This window comes from Pseudomonas sivasensis, from assembly GCF_013778505.1.
Classification (GTDB): Bacteria; Pseudomonadota; Gammaproteobacteria; order Pseudomonadales; family Pseudomonadaceae; genus Aquipseudomonas; species Aquipseudomonas sivasensis.
The window spans coordinates 88,372-110,349 of sequence record NZ_JAAOWU010000016.1 but is presented as its reverse complement, the minus strand read 5'-3'; the positions used below and the strand labels follow the sequence as shown (position 1 = coordinate 110,349).

18 protein-coding genes are annotated in these 21,978 nt (G+C 61.1%); 12 read left to right on the top strand and 6 right to left on the bottom strand.

Annotated elements, in window-relative coordinates:
* Nucleotides 1–17: 17 nt before the first annotated feature.
* The 3 genes from mgrA to epsC all read right to left on the bottom strand — a co-directional run bounded on the left by mgrA (nt 18) and on the right by epsC (nt 4,533).
* Nucleotides 18–1,055 (bottom strand): L-glyceraldehyde 3-phosphate reductase, encoded by a 1,038-nt coding sequence (gene mgrA, locus G9Q84_RS22855; protein ID WP_032884927.1) that lies wholly within the window; start codon nt 1,053–1,055, stop codon nt 18–20.
* Between the two features lie 187 nt (nt 1,056–1,242).
* The gene (gene betT / locus G9Q84_RS22850) at nt 1,243–3,204 is read right to left on the bottom strand and encodes a choline transporter BetT (protein WP_163033287.1); all 1,962 of its coding nucleotides are present in this window, start codon (nt 3,202–3,204) and stop codon (nt 1,243–1,245) included.
* Nucleotides 3,205–3,606: 402 nt separating this feature from the next.
* The gene (gene epsC, locus G9Q84_RS22845; RefSeq protein WP_095186296.1) at nt 3,607–4,533 is read right to left on the bottom strand and encodes a serine O-acetyltransferase EpsC; all 927 of its coding nucleotides are present in this window, start codon (nt 4,531–4,533) and stop codon (nt 3,607–3,609) included.
* Nucleotides 4,534–4,699: 166 nt separating this feature from the next.
* Here epsC and G9Q84_RS22840 point away from each other — a divergent pair, with 166 nt between their 5' ends.
* The 12 genes from G9Q84_RS22840 to G9Q84_RS22785 all read left to right on the top strand — a co-directional run bounded on the left by G9Q84_RS22840 (nt 4,700) and on the right by G9Q84_RS22785 (nt 16,660).
* A complete protein-coding gene (locus G9Q84_RS22840; RefSeq protein ID WP_032884924.1) occupies nt 4,700–5,695 on the top strand; it encodes a D-cysteine desulfhydrase in 996 nt (331 codons plus the stop codon).
* Nucleotides 5,696–5,973: 278 nt separating this feature from the next.
* On the top strand, nt 5,974–6,768 hold the full coding sequence (gene tcyJ / locus G9Q84_RS22835) for a cystine ABC transporter substrate-binding protein (RefSeq protein ID WP_181644141.1): 795 nt from the start codon (nt 5,974–5,976) through the stop codon (nt 6,766–6,768).
* Nucleotides 6,768–7,433 (top strand): cystine ABC transporter permease, encoded by a 666-nt coding sequence (gene tcyL / locus G9Q84_RS22830; RefSeq protein WP_032884921.1) that lies wholly within the window; start codon nt 6,768–6,770, stop codon nt 7,431–7,433. Before tcyJ ends, tcyL begins: the two co-directional genes overlap by 1 nt.
* A 3-nt stretch (nt 7,434–7,436) precedes the next feature.
* On the top strand, nt 7,437–8,183 hold the full coding sequence (gene tcyN, locus G9Q84_RS22825) for an L-cystine ABC transporter ATP-binding protein TcyN (RefSeq protein ID WP_032884920.1): 747 nt from the start codon (nt 7,437–7,439) through the stop codon (nt 8,181–8,183).
* A gap of 327 nt (nt 8,184–8,510) precedes the next feature.
* On the top strand, nt 8,511–9,287 hold the full coding sequence (locus tag G9Q84_RS22820; RefSeq protein WP_181644140.1) for a hypothetical protein: 777 nt from the start codon (nt 8,511–8,513) through the stop codon (nt 9,285–9,287).
* 187 nt (nt 9,288–9,474) lie between these two features.
* Entirely contained in the window at nt 9,475–10,716 is a 1,242-nt protein-coding gene (locus G9Q84_RS22815; RefSeq protein ID WP_122682167.1) for an SfnB family sulfur acquisition oxidoreductase, read from the top strand.
* Nucleotides 10,717–10,742: 26 nt separating this feature from the next.
* Nucleotides 10,743–11,936 (top strand): SfnB family sulfur acquisition oxidoreductase, encoded by a 1,194-nt coding sequence (locus tag G9Q84_RS22810; RefSeq protein WP_181644139.1) that lies wholly within the window; start codon nt 10,743–10,745, stop codon nt 11,934–11,936.
* Entirely contained in the window at nt 11,936–13,288 is a 1,353-nt protein-coding gene (locus G9Q84_RS22805; RefSeq protein ID WP_181644138.1) for an LLM class flavin-dependent oxidoreductase, read from the top strand. Before G9Q84_RS22810 ends, G9Q84_RS22805 begins: the two co-directional genes overlap by 1 nt.
* 144 nt (nt 13,289–13,432) lie before the next feature.
* On the top strand, nt 13,433–14,248 hold the full coding sequence (locus G9Q84_RS22800) for a MetQ/NlpA family ABC transporter substrate-binding protein (RefSeq protein ID WP_181644137.1): 816 nt from the start codon (nt 13,433–13,435) through the stop codon (nt 14,246–14,248).
* Nucleotides 14,245–15,360, top strand: a complete 1,116-nt coding sequence (locus G9Q84_RS22795; protein WP_122682171.1) for a methionine ABC transporter ATP-binding protein — start codon at nt 14,245–14,247, stop codon at nt 15,358–15,360. Before G9Q84_RS22800 ends, G9Q84_RS22795 begins: the two co-directional genes overlap by 4 nt.
* Nucleotides 15,350–15,994, top strand: a complete 645-nt coding sequence (locus G9Q84_RS22790) for a methionine ABC transporter permease (RefSeq protein WP_003187635.1) — start codon at nt 15,350–15,352, stop codon at nt 15,992–15,994. The genes G9Q84_RS22795 and G9Q84_RS22790 overlap by 11 nt, the downstream gene beginning before the upstream one ends.
* Nucleotides 15,995–16,033: 39 nt before the next feature.
* Complete coding sequence (locus tag G9Q84_RS22785) at nt 16,034–16,660, top strand: class I SAM-dependent methyltransferase (RefSeq protein WP_122682173.1); 627 nt, start codon at nt 16,034–16,036, stop codon at nt 16,658–16,660.
* 109 nt (nt 16,661–16,769) lie between these two features.
* Here the strand turns inward: G9Q84_RS22785 and G9Q84_RS22780 are convergent, their stop codons facing one another.
* The 3 genes from G9Q84_RS22780 to G9Q84_RS22770 are packed head-to-tail and all read right to left on the bottom strand — an operon-like array spanning nt 16,770 to nt 21,972.
* On the bottom strand, nt 16,770–19,826 hold the full coding sequence (locus G9Q84_RS22780) for an efflux RND transporter permease subunit (protein ID WP_181644136.1): 3,057 nt from the start codon (nt 19,824–19,826) through the stop codon (nt 16,770–16,772).
* A complete protein-coding gene (locus tag G9Q84_RS22775; RefSeq protein ID WP_095186304.1) occupies nt 19,823–20,893 on the bottom strand; it encodes an efflux RND transporter periplasmic adaptor subunit in 1,071 nt (356 codons plus the stop codon). Before G9Q84_RS22775 ends, G9Q84_RS22780 begins: the two co-directional genes overlap by 4 nt.
* The gene (locus G9Q84_RS22770; RefSeq protein WP_181644135.1) at nt 20,890–21,972 is read right to left on the bottom strand and encodes an efflux RND transporter periplasmic adaptor subunit; all 1,083 of its coding nucleotides are present in this window, start codon (nt 21,970–21,972) and stop codon (nt 20,890–20,892) included. Before G9Q84_RS22770 ends, G9Q84_RS22775 begins: the two co-directional genes overlap by 4 nt.
* Nucleotides 21,973–21,978 lie beyond the last annotated feature (6 nt).

Here is a 21,978-nt window from a genome sequence, read left to right as displayed (position 1 = left end):
GACCGAGTCATACCAAATTATTCAGCGGTCGATGGCTTTTCCCACAGGTTTATCCCGCCTTCCTGCGCAAACCGATCAATCTCCGCCAGTTCTTCCGCAGTGAAGCTCAAGTTCTTCAACGCTCCGACGTTCTCGATAATCTGCTCCGGCCGGCTCGCGCCGATCAGCGCACTGGTGACCCGTGGATCACGCAGCGTCCACGCCAGTGCCAGCTGCGCCAGGCTCTGACCACGGCGCTGGGCGATTTCGTTCAGCGCACGCACATGGGCGATGTTGGCGTCGGACAAGTGCTTGGCCTGCAACGAACCACCGCCCGGGCGATTGACCCGTGCATCAGCCGGCACACCGTTGAGGTACTTGTCGGTCAACAAACCCTGAGCCAGTGGCGTAAAAGCGATCACGCCGGCGCCGAGTTCCTCGGTGGTGTCGAGCAGGTCTTTTTCCACCCAGCGGTTGAGCAGGTTGTAGGCCGGCTGGTGGATCAGCAGCGGTACCTTCCACTCCTTGAGCAGCGCAGCGATTTCGCGAGTCTTCACGCCGGAATACGACGAAATGCCGATGTACAACGCCTTGCCTTGTTGCACGGCGGTGGCGAGGGCGCTGGCGGTTTCTTCAAGCGGGGTGTCGGCGTCAAAGCGGTGGGAGTAGAAAATATCCACATAGTCGACGCCCAGGCGCTGCAGGCTTTGGTCCAGGCTGGCCAGCACGTATTTGCGCGAACCGCCGCCCTGGCCGTAAGGGCCGGGCCACATGTCCCAACCGGCCTTGCTGGAGATAATCAATTCGTCGCGGTACTGCTTGAAGTCTTCACGCAGCAAACGACCGAAATTGATCTCGGCGCTGCCGTAAGGCGGGCCGTAGTTATTAGCCAGGTCGAAGTGGTTGATACCCAGGTCGAACGCCGTGCGCAACAGGGCGCGCTGGGTGTCGATCGGGGTGCTGTCGCCAAAGTTGTGCCACAGCCCTAGGGACAGTGCAGGCAGCACCAATCCACTTCGGCCTACGCGGCGATACGGAATAGATTCATAGCGGTTTTCGGCAGCAATGTACGTCATCGAATCCTCTCTGGGTCTAGGGCAAATAAGGCCTGGGAATAAGGTTATTCCCAGGCCTTTTAACCAGCTGAATCGCTTAAGTCTGCCCTTTCGTTGTACAGCAAAGTCCTACGCCAGAGGAACGATAAGACTCATAAAAAACTGCAATTTCACGCAAGCCCAACGTCACCGCCGGCCTGCGCAAAACCTAGCGCACCAGGTGCAGGAACTGCAGGTGCCGCTCGTACTGGTCGAGGATGTCGTTGATGATCTGCTCCTTGGTGTAGCCCACCAGGTCGTAGTCCTGGCTGCCCTCACTCAAGTGCACTTCCGCCCGGTAATAGCGGCGGTTGTTGATCTCTTTGGAGCCCATGCCGCCACGGGCAAACGACGGCGTGAAGTAGCCGCGCATTTGCACCTGGTAGATGAACGGATGCTCCTCGCCATGGCCGATTTCCAGGCTCACGCTGTCGTTGGATGGATCCGGTTGGGTGACCACCGAAAGTCCCTTCTCGACAAACACCGCCGTCACTTCTTCAATCGCCGGGCGCACCGTCGATTCAAGGAAGCGGTACACCTCATCGCGCGATGGGAAATGCACCGCCTGGCTCAAGCGCTGGCGCCAGCCGCCCTTGCCTTTACGCGAAGCCGAGATCGGCGCCAAGGAATGCAACTGGGCGATCTGCTTTTGCGACTCCAGATAGAAAGCCTTGTGCAGCCCCCACATCATCAGCAACAAAATCAGTGAGAACGGCAGCGAGGTCAGCACCACCGCCGATTTCAGCGAGTCGATACTGCCAGCAAACAGCAACGCACTGGTGACCAGCGCGGTCATCGCACCCCAGAACACCCGCAGCCATTTCGGCCCGTCTTCATCGGCGTTGCCGCCTTTGGACGACAGCGTCGACAAAACTACCGTGCCCGAATCCGCCGAGGTGACGAAGAACACGAAGCTGATAAACACGGTCACCGCGATAACGGTTTTGCTCCACGGATAGGTTTCCAGCAGCAGGTAGAGGCTCATCGACGGGTCATCGATGGCCGACTGGCCGAGCGCGGTCATGCCGTGGTTGAGCACTTGGTCGATGGCGCTGTTGCCGAAGATCGACATCCACGCCAGGGTAAAGCCCAGCGGGATCAGCAGCACGCCGAACACGAATTCGCGGATGGTGCGGCCACGGGAAATCCGCGCGATAAACAGGCCCACGAACGGTGACCATGCGATCCACCAGGCCCAGTAGAACACCGTCCAACCGCCCAGCCAGTCGCTCGGCTTGTCGTAGGCGTAGACGTCGAAACTCTTGGTCGGCAGCGCGCCGAGGTAGTCACCGATGTTCTGGATCAAGGTGTTGAGCAAGTGCTGGGTAGGCCCGGCAAACAACACAAACAGCAGCAGCGCGCAGGCCAGCAGCATGTTGATGTCGGACATCACCCGCACGCCCTTATCGACGCCGGCCACTGCAACAAGGATCGCCGCGCCCATCATCAGGGTGATCAAACCGACCTGAATCCACTGGGTGTGGGCAATGCCAAACAAGTAGTCGAGGCCGGAGTTTAGGTGCAGCACGCCGAAGCCCATGTCGGCGCCAAGACCAAACACCGTGGCAATGATGCCGAAGCCATCCACCGCGTAGCCGATAGGGCCGTTGATGCGCTTACCGATCAGCGGGTACAGCGCCGAACGCAACGCCAGTGGCAGGTTATGCCGGTAGGCGAAATACGCCAGCGCCATGCCGACAAACGCAAACACACCCCAACCGTGCAGGCCCCAGTGCAGAAACAGAATCTGCATGGCTTGGCGCGCGGCATCGGCGTTCATCGGCGCGCCTTGGGGCGGCTGCACCAAGTGCGTCAGCGGCTCGGAGACGCAGAAGAAGAACAGCGTAATGCTGATCCCTGCGGCGAACAGCATGCCGGCCCAGGACAGATAACTGAATTCGGGCTCGTCGTGGTCGGCACCGAGTTTTATCTTGCCGTAGCCCGATAGCGCGGTGACCACCACGAAGACCAGATACAGGGTCATCGCCAGCATGTAGTACCAGCCGACCGTATTGGCCGCCCAGTTTTGCGCTGCCAGCAACCAGGCACCGGCCTGTTGCGGGATAGCGATGACAGTGATGCCGAACAGCAGGATGAAGGTCGCGGCGAAGTAGAAAACCGGCGCATTCATGCGCACTTGGCCGCTGGCTGGGGTGGACGATGCACTCATGAGCGATGCACCCCGAGGTTGGAGCATGTGGCTGTAAATAACGGACTCAGCAAAGGTAAGCCTCCTGTTGTGAGCGGGCAGCGAACCACCGGGTTTAACTTGAACGAACATTCAAGTTAAACATGGATAGGCGGTTTTGGACTAATCGCAGGGCTGAGTGGTCGGTTATTCCTACACTAGCTCAAGGATTGGTATGACGGGTGCGAGAGGCAAATCGTTCAGCGATTGCGGGGTAAATCTGGAGTGAGGCTAACAATGTGGGAGGGGGCTTGCTCCCGATGGCGGCATATCAGTCAATGAATGTACCAACTGACACGCGCTATCGGGAGCAAGCCCCCTCCCACAGGGGATCTGCGTAAGGTTTTACTTCTGCGCCCCGTCATCATGCTGCAGATTCGCCTGAGTAATGTTCGCCTCAGCCGGCACACTGCGCGTCAGCCACACATTACCGCCAATGGTCGAGCCCTTGCCGATGGTGATCCGCCCGAGGATCGTCGCCCCGGCGTAGATCACCACATCATCCTCGACGATCGGGTGACGCGGATGGCCTTTCTGCAACTGCCCATCTTCATCTGCCGGGAAGCGCTTGGCGCCCAACGTCACGGCCTGGTAGATGCGCACCCGCTCGCCGATGATCGCGGTTTCACCAATGACCACACCGGTCCCATGGTCGATAAAGAAGCTCGGGCCGATCTGCGCGCCGGGGTGGATGTCGATGCCGGTGGCCGAGTGGGCGATTTCCGCAATGATCCGCGCCAGCAGCGGCAAGCCGGCGCGGTACAAGTGGTGGGCCAGACGGTGGTGAATCACCGCCAGGATCCCCGGATAGCACAGCAACACTTCATCCACACTGCGCGCGGCCGGGTCGCCGTGGTAAGCGGCGAGTACGTCGGTGTCCAGCAGGCTTCGCAGAGACGGCAAGGCCAGGGCAAAACCCTGGATCAGGCGGATGGCGTGGGCATCGATCTGGCTGTCATCCTGCCCGCCCTGTCGCGCGGCATAACGCAGCTCAAGACGCGCCTGAGCGAGCAACGCATTGAGCGCGACGTCGAGGGTATGACCGACGTAAAAATCTTCACTTTCTTCACGCAAATCCGCCGGCCCCAAGCGCATCGGGAACAGCGCGCCGCACAGCGCTTCGAGGATTTGTGCAACGGCTTCTCGGGACGGCAATTCGCGTCCGCCATGCTCGCCGCTCAAGCGGCCATTGCGCGTTCGCCACTGGTCCCGGGCGCCGCGCAACTGGCTGACAATGGTCTGCAATTGCCAATGACTGGAACGCTCACTCACAGTATTTACTCCTGACGTAATGGCCATCACTTTACGGTATGCACCCTGGCCGCCATTAAGAACCAATGGTGTGATGCTAAGAACCATCGGGCATAAGCGATTGACGGTTGCCCGATGAAAAGTGCCTGCCTATAGTCGCTTCATCCCTTAGCCACCGTGCGTAGCCATGATCAAGCAACAGCTCGACCGTTTTAACCGCCTGGACCTGCTCGGCGGTGCCACCGCCCTGGAAAAACTCGAACGGTTGTCGACCTGGTTGGGACGGGACATCTACGTCAAGCGCGACGACACCACGCCACTGGCGATGGGCGGCAACAAACTGCGCAAACTCGAATATCTGGCCGCCGACGCCATCGCTCAGGGGGCCGACACCCTGGTGACCGCCGGTGCCATCCAGTCCAACCACGTACGCCAGACTGCCGCCCTTGCCGCCAAGCTCGGCCTAGGCTGCGTGGCCCTGCTGGAAAACCCCACCGGTACCGAAGACCCCAACTACCTGGGCAACGGCAATCGCCTGCTGCTGGAGCTGTTCGACGCCAAGGTGGAATTGGTGGAAAACCTCGATAACGTCGACGACCAACTCAACGCCCTCGCCGATCGCCTGCGCAGCAACGGCAAGAAGCCGTACCTGGTGCCCATCGGCGGCTCCAATGCCCTCGGCGCCTTAGGTTATGTGCGCGCCGGGCTGGAACTGGCCGCGCAGATCGAAGACAGCGGCATCGAATTCGCCGCCGTGGTACTGGCGTCCGGCAGTGCGGGCACCCACAGCGGCCTGGCCTTGGCGTTGAGTGAAGTACTGCCGAACTTACCGGTAGTCGGCGTCACCGTATCGCGCACCGACGAAGCCCAGCGCCCCAAAGTACAGGGCCTGGCCGAACGCACTGCCGAGTTGCTCGGCGTGGATATCCCCGAAGCCTTCAAGGTGATCCTGTGGGACGAATACTTCGGCCCACGTTATGGCGAACCGAACGCCGGGACCCTTTCGGCGGTCAAGCTATTGGCGAGCCAGGAAGGCCTGCTGCTGGACCCGGTCTACACTGGCAAGGCCATGGCCGGCTTGCTGGACGGTATCGGGCGCCAGCGCTTTGAAGATGGCCCGATTATTTTCCTGCATACCGGTGGGGCACCGGCGTTGTTTGCCTATGACTCGGTTTTCAACTGAATAAACGCGGGCTAAATGTGGAAGGGGGCCTGCCCCCGATAGCGGAGTGTCAGCCAGCTCATCTGTTACTGATACACCGCTATCGGGGGCAAGCCCCTTACCACATTAGACTCAACGCATATTCATAAAAAGAATATCAATTGAGTTTTATATTATTTTCAAGTCTTAAAACCGGGCTTTATCATCGCGCCGAAGGCGAAGACGCGCTTCGCGCTTTAAGGCAGGATACGACTACCGCGTCACCTGCTTCGCTCAACATAAAAACACAGGGGCTCTTCATGACTATTTCCGCATTCCGTCGCACTTTGCTGGTCGGTACTTTGGGTTTGGCTCTCGGTGCCAGCCTGCTGGGCCAGGCCGTTGCCGGCGAGCAACTGGGCAACATCAAAAAGGTCGGCGAGATCAAAATCGGCCTGGAAGGCACCTATCCGCCGTTCAGCTTCGTCGATGAAAGCGGCAAGCTCAGCGGTTTCGAAGTCGAGCTGTCCGAAGCGCTGGCCAAGGAGCTGGGCGTCAAGGTCAAGCTGCAGGCCACGCCATGGGATGGCATCCTCGCCGCCCTGGAATCCAAGCGCCTGGACGCAGTGGTCAACCAAGTGACCATCTCTGAAGAGCGCAAGAAGAAGTACGATTTCTCCACGCCTTACACCGTTTCCGGTATCCAGGCGCTGGTGCTGAAGAAGAACGTTGACACCATCAAGACCGCCGACGACCTGGCCGGCAAAAAAGTTGGTGTGGGCCTGGGCACCAACTACGAGCAATGGCTCAAGGACAACCAACCCAAAGCCATCATCAAGACCTATAACGATGATCCGACCAAGTTCCAGGACCTGCGCATCGGCCGTATCGACGCGATTCTGATCGACCGCCTGGCCGCCCTGGAATACGCCAAGAAAGCCCCGGACACCGCCGCTGCAGGCGATGCCTTCTCCCGCCAGGAAGCCGGTATCGCGCTGCGCAAAGGCGAGCCTGAATTGCTGGAAGCGGTGAACAAGGCCCTCGACAAGCTGCGCGCCGATGGCACCTTGAAGAAGCTGTCCGAGAAGTACTTCAACGCTGACGTCACTCAATAATGGAAGCAGGTTTCCAACTCGCGCTGGACTCCGCGCCCTTTCTGCTCAAGGGTGCGTATTACACGGTGATTCTCAGCCTTGGCGGCATGTTCTTCGGCTTGCTGCTGGGCTTCGGCCTGGCCTTGATGCGTCTGTCGCGCTTCAAGCTGCTGAGCTGGACTGCCCGTGTCTATGTGTCGTTCTTTCGCGGCACGCCCTTGCTGGTACAGCTGTTTTTGATCTACTACGGCTTGCCGCAAGTGGGCATCGAGCTGGATCCGATCCCGGCAGCCATGATCGGCTTTTCGCTGAACATGGCCGCCTACGCGTGTGAAATCCTGCGGGCCGCCATCGCGTCTATCGAGCGTGGCCAGTGGGAGGCCGCTGCCAGTATCGGCATGACCCGCGCGCAGACCCTGCGCCGGGCCATCCTGCCGCAGGCGATGCGCACCGCGCTGCCGCCGCTGGGCAACAGCTTTATTTCGCTGGTCAAGGACACGGCGCTGGCCGCCACCATTCAGGTGCCGGAGCTGTTTCGCCAGGCGCAACTGGTGTCGGCGCGTACCTTCGAAATTTTCACCATGTATCTGTCCGCCGCTCTGATCTACTGGGTACTGGCGAGCATCCTGGCGCATTTTCAAAATCGTCTGGAAGACCGGGTCAACCGGCATGACCTGGAGTCTTGAAGCATGATCGTGGTTGAAAAACTGACCAAACAATTCAACGGTCAGGTGGTGCTCAACGGCATCGACCTTGAGGTCAAGGAAGGCGAAGTTGTCGCCATCATCGGCCCCAGCGGTTCCGGCAAGACCACCTTCCTGCGCTGCCTGAATTTCCTTGAAGAACCCACCAGCGGCCGCATCAAGGTGGGCGATATCCAGATCGACGGCAGCAAACCGCTCAACCAGCAACAGAACCTGGTGCGACGCCTGCGCCAACACGTGGGTTTTGTGTTCCAGAACTTCAACTTGTTCCCCCATCGCACTGCGCTGGAAAACGTCATCGAAGGCCCCACCGTGGTCAAGAAGATGCCGCGCGAAGACGCTATTGCCCTGGGGCGCAAGCTCCTGGCCAGGGTCGGCCTGGCGGGCAAGGAAGACGCCTACCCACGGCGTCTGTCCGGTGGTCAGCAACAGCGCGTGGCGATTGCCCGTGCATTGGCCATGGAGCCGGAGGTGATTCTGTTCGACGAACCCACCTCGGCACTCGATCCGGAACTGGTGGGTGAAGTGCTGGCGACCATCCGCAGCCTGGCTGAGGAGAATCGCACCATGGTCATCGTCACCCACGAAATGAGCTTTGCCCGAGACGTTGCCAACCGGGTGATCTTTTTCGACAAGGGCGTGATCGTGGAACAGGGCGAAGCCAAGGCATTGTTTGCCAACCCCAAGGAAGAACGCACGCGGCAGTTTTTGAGCAAATTCCTCGCGCATTAACTGCACCCTACGATTGAGCATTTGTGGCGAGGGAGCTTGTTCCCTCGCCACCATTAGTATTCCTACAAGAAGTCCTCGCCCACAGCTGTAAAACACGCTCGCTATTGCGCCTTAAAATCCCCCGCCCAGTCAGACCCGTCTGAATATCACCGAACCCGCCGTTTAGCCTTTTGCCGCCATTGACGCCCCTTGGCCAACCCTCTTATCTAAGGCCCAGAGGATTGGATCCTATCCCGGCTATTCACTGAATCGTTCCTTTCAGCCCCGCTGCGCACCTGCGCCTAAGGGTCGGAACGATTGCTGCTGGCTGCATCAAGGAGATTACTTATGACGTGCACTGCAACCCCGGCCCTGCTCACCGCCCCGACGTTGCCACAGGCCCTTCGAAACGGCATCAATGCCCTGGCAGCCGCACAGCTGCTGGTCGATATCGCACCCTACCCTGGCATGGATGACGGCGATCTGATCGAGCTGTTCTGGAACAACTGTTTTGCGGCCTCACGGCGGGTGACTGCCTGCGAAGTCGGCATGCCTACCCGACTGCGTGTTCCGGAAAGTTTTGTGCAGGAGGGTGTCGCTCAGGTTCATTACCAAATCATGCAGGTCGGCCGCGCCCCAGCACGTTCGGCCATGACGCACCTGCGTGTGAAAACCAACTCCCCCGGAGGCCTGCCCTGCGCCCTCTACAGCGGTGAAAACCAGAACCTTGCCCCGGTGGGTCTGCCGGACACCATTCGCCGCTACGGCGTGAATGCCAGCCAGGTGCGGCGGGGGATTCCGCTGACCATCGAGCCCTACCTGAACATGACCACCGGCGATGCCATCACCCTGCGTTGGGGCGACGCACGCATGGACCTGCCGAAGATACAGGCCAAGGCCGTCGGCCAGGCGGTGCAGGTTTGGGTGCCGCCGACGTTGATAGTCGAGGCCGGCGACGACAGCCGGTTGGAGGTGACTTACTGCATTCTGGACCGGGTCGGCAACAATTCGCGCTGGGCGCCAGCCCGGACGCTACGTATTGCCGCCAGCGCGATCACCCGTCCGACCGGCACCGCGCCGGTCTATCAGCCACGCCCTCTGGGCTCACCCTGTGAACCCGGTTGATCGCCCTTCTATGCATATTCCCAAAAGTTAGTTTATTTAAATATTTAACAAGCTTAGGGTATATGCACCGGACCACCGGACATCTTTGATTTTTCTGTTTTCATTTCATTGAATGCGAGGTCGGTATGGTCAGAATTACCCCGGTGCACAACGCCAGGGCATTACGTGCAGCCAAGGAGCGGCGCTGATGTCTAACTTGGCTCTAACACCCCCCCAACGTGATCTGGACGTAGCACCGCTGCTGTTGCCGGCCGCCGTGCTGCGCAACGACGCCGAGGCGCTGAACGCCGCCCATGAGCTGGCCGAGGCCGCGCGCCTGCAAGCCGCCACGCGCGATCAGCAACGCAAGCTGCCATGGGCACAGATCGAGCAGTTCACCCGCAGCGGGCTGGGCAGTATTTCCATTCCCCGCGAGTACGGCGGCCCGCAAGTGTCATTCGTGACTCTGGCCGACGTGTTCGCAATCATCAGCGCGGCAGACCCGGCCCTCGGGCAGATCCCGCAGAACCATTTCGGCATCCTGCACCTGTTGCAGGGCGCTGCCACCGAACGCCAGAAAAAACAGTTGTTCCAGAGCGTGCTCGACGGCTGGCGCATCGGCAATGGCGGCCCGGAACGCGGCACCAAAAACACCCTGGAGCTCAAGGCGCGCATCACTGCCCAAGGCGACGGCTACGTGATCAGCGGCCAGAAGTTCTACTCCACCGGTGCGCTGTTTGCCCACTGGGTAGCGATCAAGGCGCTGAACGATGACGGCAAGCAGGTCATGGCGTTCGTGCGCCGTGGCACCGAAGGGCTGCGCATCGTCGATGACTGGTCAGGCTTCGGCCAACGCACCACCGCCAGCGGTACGGTGCTGCTCGACCAAGTGCCGGTCGACGCCGACCTGGTGGTCGACAACTGGCGTATCGGCGACAGCCCGAACATCCAGGGCGCCGTCTCGCAATTGATCCAGGCCGCGATCGACGCCGGCATCGCCCGCGGCGCTCTGGATGACACCATCAGCTTTGTTCGCGAGCGCTCACGGCCCTGGATCGACGCCAAGGTCGAACGCGCCAGCGATGACCTGTATGTAATCGCCGATATCGGCAAGCTGAAAATCGAGCTGCACGCCGCCGAAGCACTCTTGCGCAAGGCCGGCCAAGTGCTGGATCAAGTCAGTGCCGCGCCGATTACCGCGCAGTCCGCTGCACGCGCCTCAATCGCCGTGGCCGAGGCCAAAGTGTTGACCACTGAAGTGTCGTTGCTGGTCAGCGAGAAGCTCTTTGAACTGGCCGGCAGTCGCGCCACCCTCGCTGAGTTCAACCTCGACCGGCATTGGCGCAACGCGCGCGTACACACGCTGCACGACCCCGTGCGCTGGAAGTACCACGCGGTGGGCACCTATCGCTTAAACGGCACCCTGCCTGCTCGCCACTCCTGGATTTAACCGACCAGACCTCTGGAGAAATACGCATGACCCTTTCTCATCACGTCGCGGTTATCACCAGCGATGAACAAGCCCTTGTTGTCGCCAGCGACCTGGCCGAAGACTTCCGCCGCGACAGCGCCCAGCGCGACCGCGAACGCCGCCTGCCGCTGCCCGAGTTGGACGTGTTTTCCCGCTCCGGCCTGTGGGGCATCAGCGTGCCGAAGGCATACGGCGGTGCGGGCGTGTCCAACGTCACCCTGGCGAAGGTCATCGCATTGATCGCCCAGGCCGACGCCTCCCTGGGCCAGATTCCGCAAAACCATTTCTATGCCTTGGAAGTGCTGCGCGTGAACGGCAGCCCGGCGCAGCAACAACGCCTGTACGCCGAAGTACTCGCCGGCCAGCGCTTCGGCAATGCCCTTGCAGAACTGGGCACCAAGACCGCTCACGATCGCGTCACGAGCATCACACGCGACGGCGACGGCTTTCGCATCACGGGCCGCAAGTTCTACTCAACCGGTGCGATCTACGCGCAACGCATCCCGACCTCAGTGGTGGATGAGCACGGCGTGCAGCAGTTGGCGTTTGTACCGCGCGACAGCGAAGGCCTGAGCGTGATTGACGACTGGAGCGGCTTTGGCCAGCGCACCACCGGCAGCGGCTCGGTGGTGTTCGATAACGTCTGGGTCGCTGCCCACGACGTGGTCCCTTTCCAAAGCGCCTTTGAACGCCCGACTACCGTCGGCCCGCTCGCGCAGATTCTTCATGCTGCCATCGACACCGGCATCGCCCGCGCCGCCTTTGAGGATGCGCTGCACTTTGTGCGCACCAAGACTCGCCCATGGATCGACTCCGGCAACGACAAGGCCACTGAAGACCCGTTGACCCTGAAGAGCTTCGGCCACTTGAGCATCCGTCTGCACGCCGCAGAGGCATTGCTGGAACGCTCAGGTGAATTCCTCGACCGCGCCCAGGCCGACAGCAATGCCGAGACCGTTGCGGCTGCCTCGATTGCCGTGGCCGAAGTACGCGCCTTGAGCACCGAAATCTCCCTGGCCGCCGGCAGCACCTTATTCGAACTCGCCGGCAGCCAGGCGACCCTTGCCGAGCACGGCCTCGACCGCCACTGGCGCAACGCACGGGTGCACACCCTGCACGACCCGGTGCGCTGGAAGTACCACGCGGTAGGCAATTACTACCTCAATGCTAAAAACCCGCCACTGCGGGGGACCATTTGATGGCGAAGAAAAAGATCCTGCTCAATGCCTTCAACATGAACTGCATCGGGCACATCAACCACGGCCTGTGGACCCACCCACGGGATACGTCCACCCAGTACAAGACCATCGAGTACTGGACTGAGTTGGCGCAAACCCTGGAGCGTGGGCTGTTCGATGGCTTGTTTATCGCCGATATCGTCGGCGTGTACGACGTCTATCAAAACTCCATCGACGTGCCGCTCAAGGAGTCGATCCAACTGCCGGTCAACGACCCGTTGCTGCTGGTCTCGGCCATGGCTGCGGTCACCAGGAATCTAGGCTTCGGCCTGACCGCCAACCTCACGTATGAGCCGCCGTATCTGTTCGCCCGACGCATGTCCACGCTTGATCACCTGAGCCGTGGCCGGGTGGGCTGGAACATCGTCACCGGCTACCTCGACAGCGCCGCCAAAGCCATGGGCCTTAGCGAGCAGGTCGAGCATGACCGGCGCTACGACCAAGCCGATGAGTACCTGGAGGTGCTGTACAAACTTTGGGAAGGCAGTTGGGAGGACGACGCGGTGCTCAACGATCCGCAAGCGCGGGTCTACGCGCAGCCGGGCAAGGTGCACAAGGTCGAGCACCATGGCGAGTTTTATCAGGTGGAGGGTTATCACCTGTGTGAACCGTCGCCGCAACGTACGCCGGTGCTGTTCCAGGCCGGCAGCTCGGACCGTGGCTTGCTGTTCGCCGGACGCCATGCCGAGTGCGTGTTTATCAGCGGGCAGAACAAAGCGTCGACCAAGGTCCAGGTGGACAAGGTGCGCGCCAGTGCAGTCGACGCCGGGCGGAATCCGGATGACATCAAGGTGTTCATGGGCCTCAACGTAATCGTCGGCGCCACCGAAGAACAGGCCTGGGCCAAGCATGCCGAGTACCTGAGCTATGCCAGCGCGGAGGCCGGCGTGGCGCACTTCTCGGCGTCCACCGCGATTGATTTTTCCCAGTACGAAATCGACGAACCGATCCAGTACGTGAAGAGCAACGCAATCCAGTCGGCCACCAAGAACCTGCAAAACAACGACTGGACCCGGCGCAAATTGCTGGAGCAGCACGCCCTCGGCGGACGCTATATCACCTTGGTCGGCTCGCCCGAACAAGTCGCTGACGAGCTGGAATCGTGGATCAGCGAAACCGGGTTGGATGGCTTCAACCTGACGCGGATTGTGACGCCGGAAAGCTATGTGGACTTTATCGACCTGGTGGTGCCGGTGCTGCAGAAGCGGGGGTCGTACAAGACCGAATATGAGAACGGCACGCTACGGGAAAAAGTCTTCCACGGCAGTGCTCGCCTACCTGAACAACACACCGGCTCGACCTACCGCCACTGAACAAAAATGTGGGAGGGGGCTTGCTCCCGATAGCGGTGTATCAGTCACCGGATTGGTTTGCTGACACTCCGCTATCGGGAGCAAGCCCCCTCCCACATTGGATCTGCATTGTTTGTCCTAATACCTTATGACTGGAAACCCACTATGAAAAAGACATTCCTCAATAACCCAGTCAAAGCACTGGCCCTGGCCTTCGGGTTGTTCAGCTCGGCGGTGTTCGCCGCCGATGCACCGTTGAAAATCGGCACCACCGCGGCCTTCGCGATTCCCCTGGAAGCCGCAGTCGCCGAAGCCGGCAAGCAAGGCTTGAAAGTCGAGCTGGTGGAGTTCACCGACTGGATCGCGCCCAACGTCAGCCTGGCCGCCGGCGATATTGACGTGAACTACTTCCAGCACATCCCCTTCCTGGAAAACGCCAAGGCCGCCGCCGGTTTTGACCTGGTGCCTTACGCGCCGGGCATCATCAACAACGTCGGGCTGTATTCGAAAAAGTACAAAAGCTTCGACGAGCTGCCCGAAGGCGCCAGCGTGGCCATCGCCAACGACCCGATCAACAGCGGTCGCGGCCTGCAACTGCTGGCCAAGGCCGGCTTGATCACCCTCAAGCCGGGTGTGGGCTACAAGGCCACCGAAGAAGACATCGTCGCAAACCCAAAGAAAATCAAAATCCTGCAAGTCGAGGCCGTGCAGCTGGTACGTGCCTATGACGATGCAGACCTGGTGCAGGGCTACCCGGCGTATATCCGCCTGTCCAAGACTTTCGACGCGGAATCGGCGCTGCTGTTCGACGGCCTCGACCACCCGGAATACGTGATCCAGTTCGTGATCCAACCGAAGAGCAAAACCGACCCGCGTGTGATCAAGTTCGTCGACATCTACCAGCACTCGCCGGTGGTGCGCGCTGCGTTGGATAAATCCCTTGGCAAGCTTTACCAAGTGGGTTGGGAAGATAAAAAATGACCGCCGCCCACTCTCAACTGCGCGACCTGGGCACACCGCCCAGGGACGCCGAGCAGACTGAACTGCATCCAGACCTGAACCGCGCGCACGTGCGCTTTATCAACCTGGGCAAGACCTACGACGGCACGGTGCATGCCCTGCAAGGCATCGACCTGGCGATCCAGCGCGGTGAGGTGTTCGGCATCATTGGCCGCAGCGGTGCCGGTAAATCCTCGCTGATCCGCACCATCAACCGGCTGGAGCAACCGAGCAGCGGGCGCGTGCTGATCGATCAGGTGGACATCGGCGACTTCGACGAAGACCATCTGGTAGCGCTGCGTCGGCGCATCGGCATGATCTTCCAGCACTTCAACCTGATGTCGGCCAAGACCGTGTGGCAGAACGTCGAATTGCCGCTGAAAGTCGCCGGCGTGCCCAAGCTCCAGCGTGAGCAAAAGGTGCGTGAGCTGCTGGAATTAGTGGGTTTGCAGGACAAGCACAAGGCCTACCCGGCGCAGCTTTCCGGTGGGCAGAAACAGCGCGTGGGCATCGCCCGTTCGCTGGTGCACGACCCGCAGATCCTGCTGTGCGACGAAGCCACCTCGGCGCTGGACCCGGAGACCACCCAATCGATCCTAGGCCTGTTGCGCGAGATCAACCGACGCCTGGGCCTGACCATCGTCTTGATCACCCATGAGATGGCGGTGATCCGCGACATCTGCGACCGCGTGGTGGTGCTGGAACACGGGCGCATCGTCGAGCAAGGCCCGGTGTGGCAAGTGTTTGGCAACCCGCAGCACGAGGTCAGCAAGACCCTGCTGGCGCCGCTGCAACATGGGCTGCCGGAAGAACTGCAAAGCCGGTTGCAGCACTCGCCGTCATCAGCGGACGCTGCAGTGGTGTTGCGCTTGCAGCTCACCGGCAGTGCCAGCGATGAACCGGACCTGGCCGCGCTGTTCAGCGCTCTCGGCGGGCGCGTGCGCTTGCTGCAAGGCGGTGTGGAACGCATCCAGGGCCATGCCTTGGGGCAATTGCTGCTGGCGGTGAATGGCTCACCCCACAGCGCCGAAGAACTGCGCAACCGCGCCGCGAATTGGGCACAACAGGCGGAGGTGCTGGGCTATGTGGTTTGATCGTTTAGTACAGGGCGCCATCGACACCTTGTTGATGGTCGGCGTGTCGTCGCTGATTGCATTGCTGGTGGGGATTCCACTGGCGGTGTTTCTGGTGACCAGCGACAAGGGCGGCATCTACCAGGCGCCGGCGCTGAACCGGGTGCTGGGGGCCTTCGTCAATCTGTTCCGCTCGATTCCTTTTTTGATTTTGATGGTGGCCTTGATCCCGTTCACCCGGCTGATCGTTGGCACCACCTACGGTGTGTGGGCGGCGGTTGTACCGCTGACCATCGCCGCGACACCGTTCTTCGCGCGGATCGCCGAAGTGAGTTTGCGCGAGGTCGACCACGGGCTGATCGAAGCCGCACAAGCCATGGGCTGCCGTCGTTGGCACATCATCTGGCATGTGCTGTTGCCCGAAGCGCTGCCGGGAATTGTCGGCGGATTTACGATTACGCTGGTGACCATGATCAACTCGTCGGCCATGGCCGGCGCGATTGGTGCCGGCGGCTTGGGCGACATTGCGTACCGCTACGGCTATCAGCGTTTTGACACACAGATCATGCTGACCGTGATTGTGCTGCTGGTGGTGCTGGTGGCGGTGATTCAACTGAGCGGCGATCGCTTGGCGCGGGTGCTGAACAAGAGGTGAGGTATAGTCGGGCCCTCTCAGCGCCCGGTATTCACCGTCATGACCCTCAAGCCCGACGATCTCAACCAGATCACGTCCACCACCCTCGGCCACTACAACACAGTGGCCGAGGACTTCCGTGAAGGCACTCGCGATCACGATGTAAGCCAGAATATCGACGCACTGCTGCGGCATATCCAAGGTGCTGCGCCGTTCACCGTGCTGGATTTCGGTTGCGGGCCGGGACGGGATTTGCAGACGTTTACGCGAATGGGCCATATCGCCGTCGGCCTGGACGGCTCGGAGCGCTTTGCGCAGATGGCGCGCGAAGACAGCGGCTGCGAGGTGTTGCAGCAGGATTTCCTCAAGCTGGACTTACCCGCTGAACGCTTCGATGGGATCTTTGCCAATGCGGTGCTGTTTCATATCCCCAAGCAGGAACTGCCACGTGTGCTCAAGCAACTGCATGGGGCGCTGAAGCCTGGGGGTGTGCTGTTCAGCTCCAACCCGCGGGGTGAGAACCAGGAAGGCTGGAATGGGCCGCGCTATGGGGCTTATCACGACCTGGAGGCGTGGCAAACACTGCTCACCACCGCCGGGTTTGTGGAGCTGGAGCATTACTACCGGCCGGCGGGGTTGCCGCGTGAGCAGCAGCCTTGGCTGGCCAGTGTCTGGCGCAGACCTTAGAGGCAACGCACTTCAAATGTGGGAGGGGGCTTGCCCCCGATAGCAGTGGATCAGTTGGAGCATCTTTGACTGACCCACCGCCATCGGGGGCAAGCCCCCTCCCACATTTTTAACCGTGTTCTTCCTGTTGGGGTTCGCGGATCTTGTACCAGGCCACATACAGCGCCGGCAGGAACAACAGCGTCAGCAAGGTGGCGATGATGATGCCGCCAATCATCGCGTAAGCCATCGGCCCCCAGAACACTTCCCGGGCAATCGGGATCATGCCCAGACTCGCCGCTGCCGCCGTGAGCAGGATCGGACGACGCCGATGCTCGGTGGCTTCCACCACCGCGTCCCACGGCGTGTAGCCGGCCACTTCATATTCGTGGATCTGCGTCACCAGGATCACCGAGTTGCGGATGATGATGCCGATCAGCGCCAGGATACCGAGGATCGCCACAAAGCCCATGGGCGTGCCCGTGGGGATCAACGCCAGCACCACGCCGATCAGCCCCAACGGCGCGACACTGGCCACCAGGAACATCTTCTGCACGCTGTGCAGTTGGATCATCAGGAACGTCGCCATCAGGAACAGCATCAACGGCACCACGCTGGCAATCGGGCCTTGGGCCTTGCCGCTTTCTTCCACGGTACCGCCCGTGGCGACCTTATAGCCCACCGGCAGGCCGTCGCTGAATTTGTCGATCTCCGGCTTGAGCTGCTTGACCAAGTCGGTCGGCTGCATCTCGTCACGCACCGAGGCCTTGATGGTGATGGTCGGCTTGCGGTCGCGACGCCACACCAGCGGCTGCTCCAGTTCATAGCGCACAGTGGCAAACGCCAGCAGCGGGATCGAGGTGCCGTTGGGCGTGACAATCTGCAGGTTCTGCAAGGTTTCCGGGGTACCGCGCTCGGCGTCCTCGGCGCGGCCGACCACGTTGATCAGGTAGATATCGTCGTGCACCTGAGTCACCGAGGCGCCGCTGACCACGCTGTTCATCAACTGCGCCACGTCTTCGGATGACAGCCCGAGCTGGCGCGCCTTGTCCTGGGCAATGTCGATGCGCAGCACTTTGCCCGGCTCGTTCCAGTCGTAGATGATCTCGCCCAGGTGGGTGTTTTTATCCAGCAGGGTCGCCAGTTCGATGGCGTGCTTGCGCACTTGGTCGGTGTCTTTTCCGGACACGCGATACTGGATCGGGCGGCCCACCGGCGGGCCCATTTCCAGTGGCTGCACAAAACTGCCGATACCGACGAAGTCTTCACGCAGGCGTTTTCGCAGGCGCGCGATCAGCTCACCGCGTTCTTCCAGGCCTTTGCTGACGATCACCAACTGCGCGTAATACGGGTTTTCCAATTGCTGATCGAGGGGCAGGTAGAAACGGATCGCGCCCTGGCCGATATAGGTGCTCCAGCGCGTAATGTCCGGGTCGTCCTTGATGATCGCTTCGAGGCGATCAACAGCCTTGCGCGTTTCGTTGATCGAGGCGTTTTGCGGCAGGTTGAGGTCAACGAGGATTTCCGGTCGGTCCGACGACGGGAAGAACTGGTTCTGCACGAACTGCATGGAGAACACCGACGCCACGAACAGGCCCACGGTGATGCCGATGGCCCACCAACGGTTGCGCATGGCCCACAGCATGCCGCCATTGAACGCACGGCCGATGCGCCCCGGCTCAGCGCTGTGGGGTTTCACCTTGGCACTGAGGATGTGCACGCCAATCACCGGCGCAAACAGCACCGCCACCACCCACGACACCAGCATCGCTACGGCAATCACCGCGAACAGGGTGAAGGTGTACTCGCCCGCCGAACTGGCGTTGAGGCCAATCGGCACGAAACCGGCGACGGTCACCAAGGTACCGGTAAGCATCGGGAATGCCGTGGAGGTGTAGGCGTAGGTCGCGGCCTGCTCCTTGGTTTCGCCTTTTTCCAGGCGCGTGATCATCATCTCCACGGTGATCATCGCGTCGTCCACCAACAGGCCGAGGGCGATGATCAACGCACCGAGCGACACGCGCTGCATGGTGATGCCGCTGTATTCCATGAACACGAACACCAGCGCCAGCACCAATGGAATCGAGCACGCCACCACCAGCCCGGCGCGCATGCCGAGGCTGATAAAGCTCACCACCAACACGATGATCACCGCTTCGAACAGCGCGCTGGTAAAGCCGCCGACGGCCTCTTCCACCACCTCGGCCTGGTCGGAGACCTTATGCACACCGACGCCCACCGGCAGGTCGGCGGTCAGTTCGTCCATGCGCGTGTGCAGCGCCTTGCCGAACGACTGGATGTTGCCGCCCTTCTGCATGGCGATGGCCAAACCAATCGCCGGCTTGCCGTTGAAGCGGAACATCGGCCGCGCCGGGTCGACGTAGCCACGGGTAATCTCGGCGATGTCCGCCAGGCGATAGAAGCGGTCATTGAGGCGCAAATTGACATCGGCCAGGTCTTTCTCCGAAGCAAACTGCCCGGATGTGCGCACTGAAATCCGCTCAGGGCCGGCCTCGATCACCCCGGCCGGGGTCACCGCGTTCTGCGATTGCAGGCTCTGCACCACCTGGCGCTGGTCAACGCCCAACGCTGCCAGTTTGCGCGTGGAGAAATTCAGGTAAATCACTTCGTCCTGCTGGCCGATCATCTCGACCTTGCCCAATCCCGGCACCGAACGAATCTCGGCGCGCACCTGCTCCACGTAGTCGCGCAACTGGCGCATCGACAGGCCGTCGCCGGTAAAGGCGTAGACCGAGCCGAACACATCACCGAATTCGTCGTTGAATGACGGCCCCTGCAAACCCTGGGGGAAGCTACCGCGAATGTCGTCGATCTTCTTGCGGACCTGGTACCAGATCTCCGGGATGGCCTTGGCGCTGGTGGTGTCCTTGAGGAACACGAACACCGTGGATTCACCCGGTCGCGTGTAGCTTTTCACGTAGTCGAGGGAGTCGAGCTCTTCGAGTTTTTTCTCGATGCGGTCGGTGACCTGCTTGAGGGTTTCTTCCTGGGTCGCGCCCGGCCAGCGGGTCTGGATCACCATGGTCTTGATGGTGAACGAGGGGTCTTCCTCGCGGCCCAGGTTCATGTACGAGAACACGCCCATCAGCAGCGCGACGAACATCAGGTACCAGACGAAGGACTGATGCTTGAGGGCCCAGTCGGATAAGTTGAAGCTCCCTTTCATCGCGGGCTGTCCTCGTCGATTTTGACTTTTTGCCCAGGCTTCAGGCTGTTTACGCCGGCGGTGACGATACGTTCGCCGGGTTTGACCCCACCGTTGAGCAAGGCGCTATCAGCATCACGGCTAAGCACTGTGATGTCGCGCGGTTGCACGGTCTGGCTTTGGGTGTCGAGGATCCAGATGCGGGTCTTGCCGTCGACATCCTGCAAGGCGCTCAGGGGCAACTCGATGCGTGGAGCGATGGCCGAACTCAAGGTCACACTGATCGCCGTGCCAAGGCGGAACGCGGGCGGTGTTTCGGCCAGGGTCAGGCGCGCGCGACGGGTGCGCGTGGCGCTTTGGGCCTGGGGTTCGATCTCGCGCACGGTGGCAGTGGTGTTGACGCTGGGGTCGAGTTGCCCGGCGACGAGGAACACCACGTCCGGGGGCAGCCGCTCGGCGAGACCGGCGGGCAGGTCGATCACCGCCTCCTTGATGTCCGGGCGCGCCAGGGTCACCACTTGCTGACCGGCGCTGACCACTTGGCCAGCCTCAGCGTTCCAGGCGGTGATAATACCGGCGTGGTCGGTGCGAAGCTCGGCGTAGTTGAGCTGGTCCTTGGCTTGGTTGACTGACGCTTGGGCCTGGTGGAGAGAGGCCTGAGTGGTTTTCAGATCGGTCTGGGCGATATCCAACTGCGCCTGGGCGCCGACGCCACGGTTGAACAATTCCTGCTGGCGGCGAGCGTTGGCCTGGGCGTTGATGAATTGCGCCTGGACGCGAGCGAGGTCGCCTTGGGCGGCGCGCAACTGGTTTTGCTGGTCGGTGGGGTCAAGGACAGCGAGCAAGGCCCCCTTCTGCACTTCAGCCCCCACATCCACGGCGCGGCGGGCGATACGCCCCGACACGCGAAACCCCAGGTTGCTTTCGTAGCGCGCCTGGATGGTGCCGGCGAAGCGGCCGAGGGTTTCCTGGTCTTCGGCCTTCACTTCCATGGACAGAACTGGGCGCACCGGCTCGGGCGCGGGTTCTTCCTTGGAGCAGGCCATCAGCAAAAGGCTGGCGGCGAGTATGAGCGTCAGGCGCTTCATGGCTTGGCTCCCTGCTGGGCAATCTCGACCAACATGCCGGGATGCAGCAATTGCCCACCGGCCACGACGACTTTTTCGCCGCCTTTAAGGCCGTCACTGATGATGACCTTACCGGTGAGGTACCGCGCCACCGTGACTTTATGCAACTGCGCCTTGCCGTCGCCGTCGACCAGCCACACGGCGGGTTCGCTCAAGTCTTTGGTCAATGCCGACCACGGCAGCTCGACGCTGGGCTTGGCCGGACCATTGGCGGTGGCGCTGACCACCGAACCGAGCTGCATGCCTTTAGGCAGAGATTGCAGCGCAATCTTCACCTGCACCGTGCCGGTGTTGGCCGCCACGGCGGGCGTGACTTCACGGACTTTGCCCTGGGCCTTGATGCTGGGGTTATCCAACAGGCTGACGGTGATCGGCGCGTCAGGTGGCGGCTCCACCAACAGGGATTCATAGACGTTGAACACCGCGTCGCGCTCGCCATCGGTGGCCAGGCTGAAAATCGGCACGGTGGCTTGCACCACCTGGCCGACTTCAGCTTGGCGTGCGGTGATCACTCCCGGCGCATCCGCAATCAGCGCGGTATAGCCGAGTTGTTCACGGGCGTTGGCCAACTGGGCCTGCGCGGCGGCCAGGGCACTTTGGCTGCTGCGCAGCGCGGCCTGCGCAGAATCGTATTCGCTGCGGCTGGTGTAGCCCTTGGGCAGGAGTTTTTCCTGGCGCACAAAGGCAGCGGCAGTCTGTTTGACCCGCGCCTGTTCCGCCACGACCTGGGCCTGGGCGGAATCGACGTTGGTTTGCAAATCCTTGGGATCGAGCTTGGCCAGCACTTGTCGGGCGGTCACGCGGTCGCCCACATCCACCATGCGCTGGATGATTTTTCCGCCGACGCGGAAGGACAAGTCGGTTTGCACGCGCGCCTGGACATCCCCGGTCAGCGTGACTGCCGCGGCGAAATCCGTGGGCTGCACGGTTTGCACAAATACTCGGGAATGCTGCTTGGGTTCAGCCTTTTCCTGGCCGCAAGCGCTCAGCAACACCACTAAACCCAAACCGACGATACAGATGGAAATACGACCGCCCATGCAGAC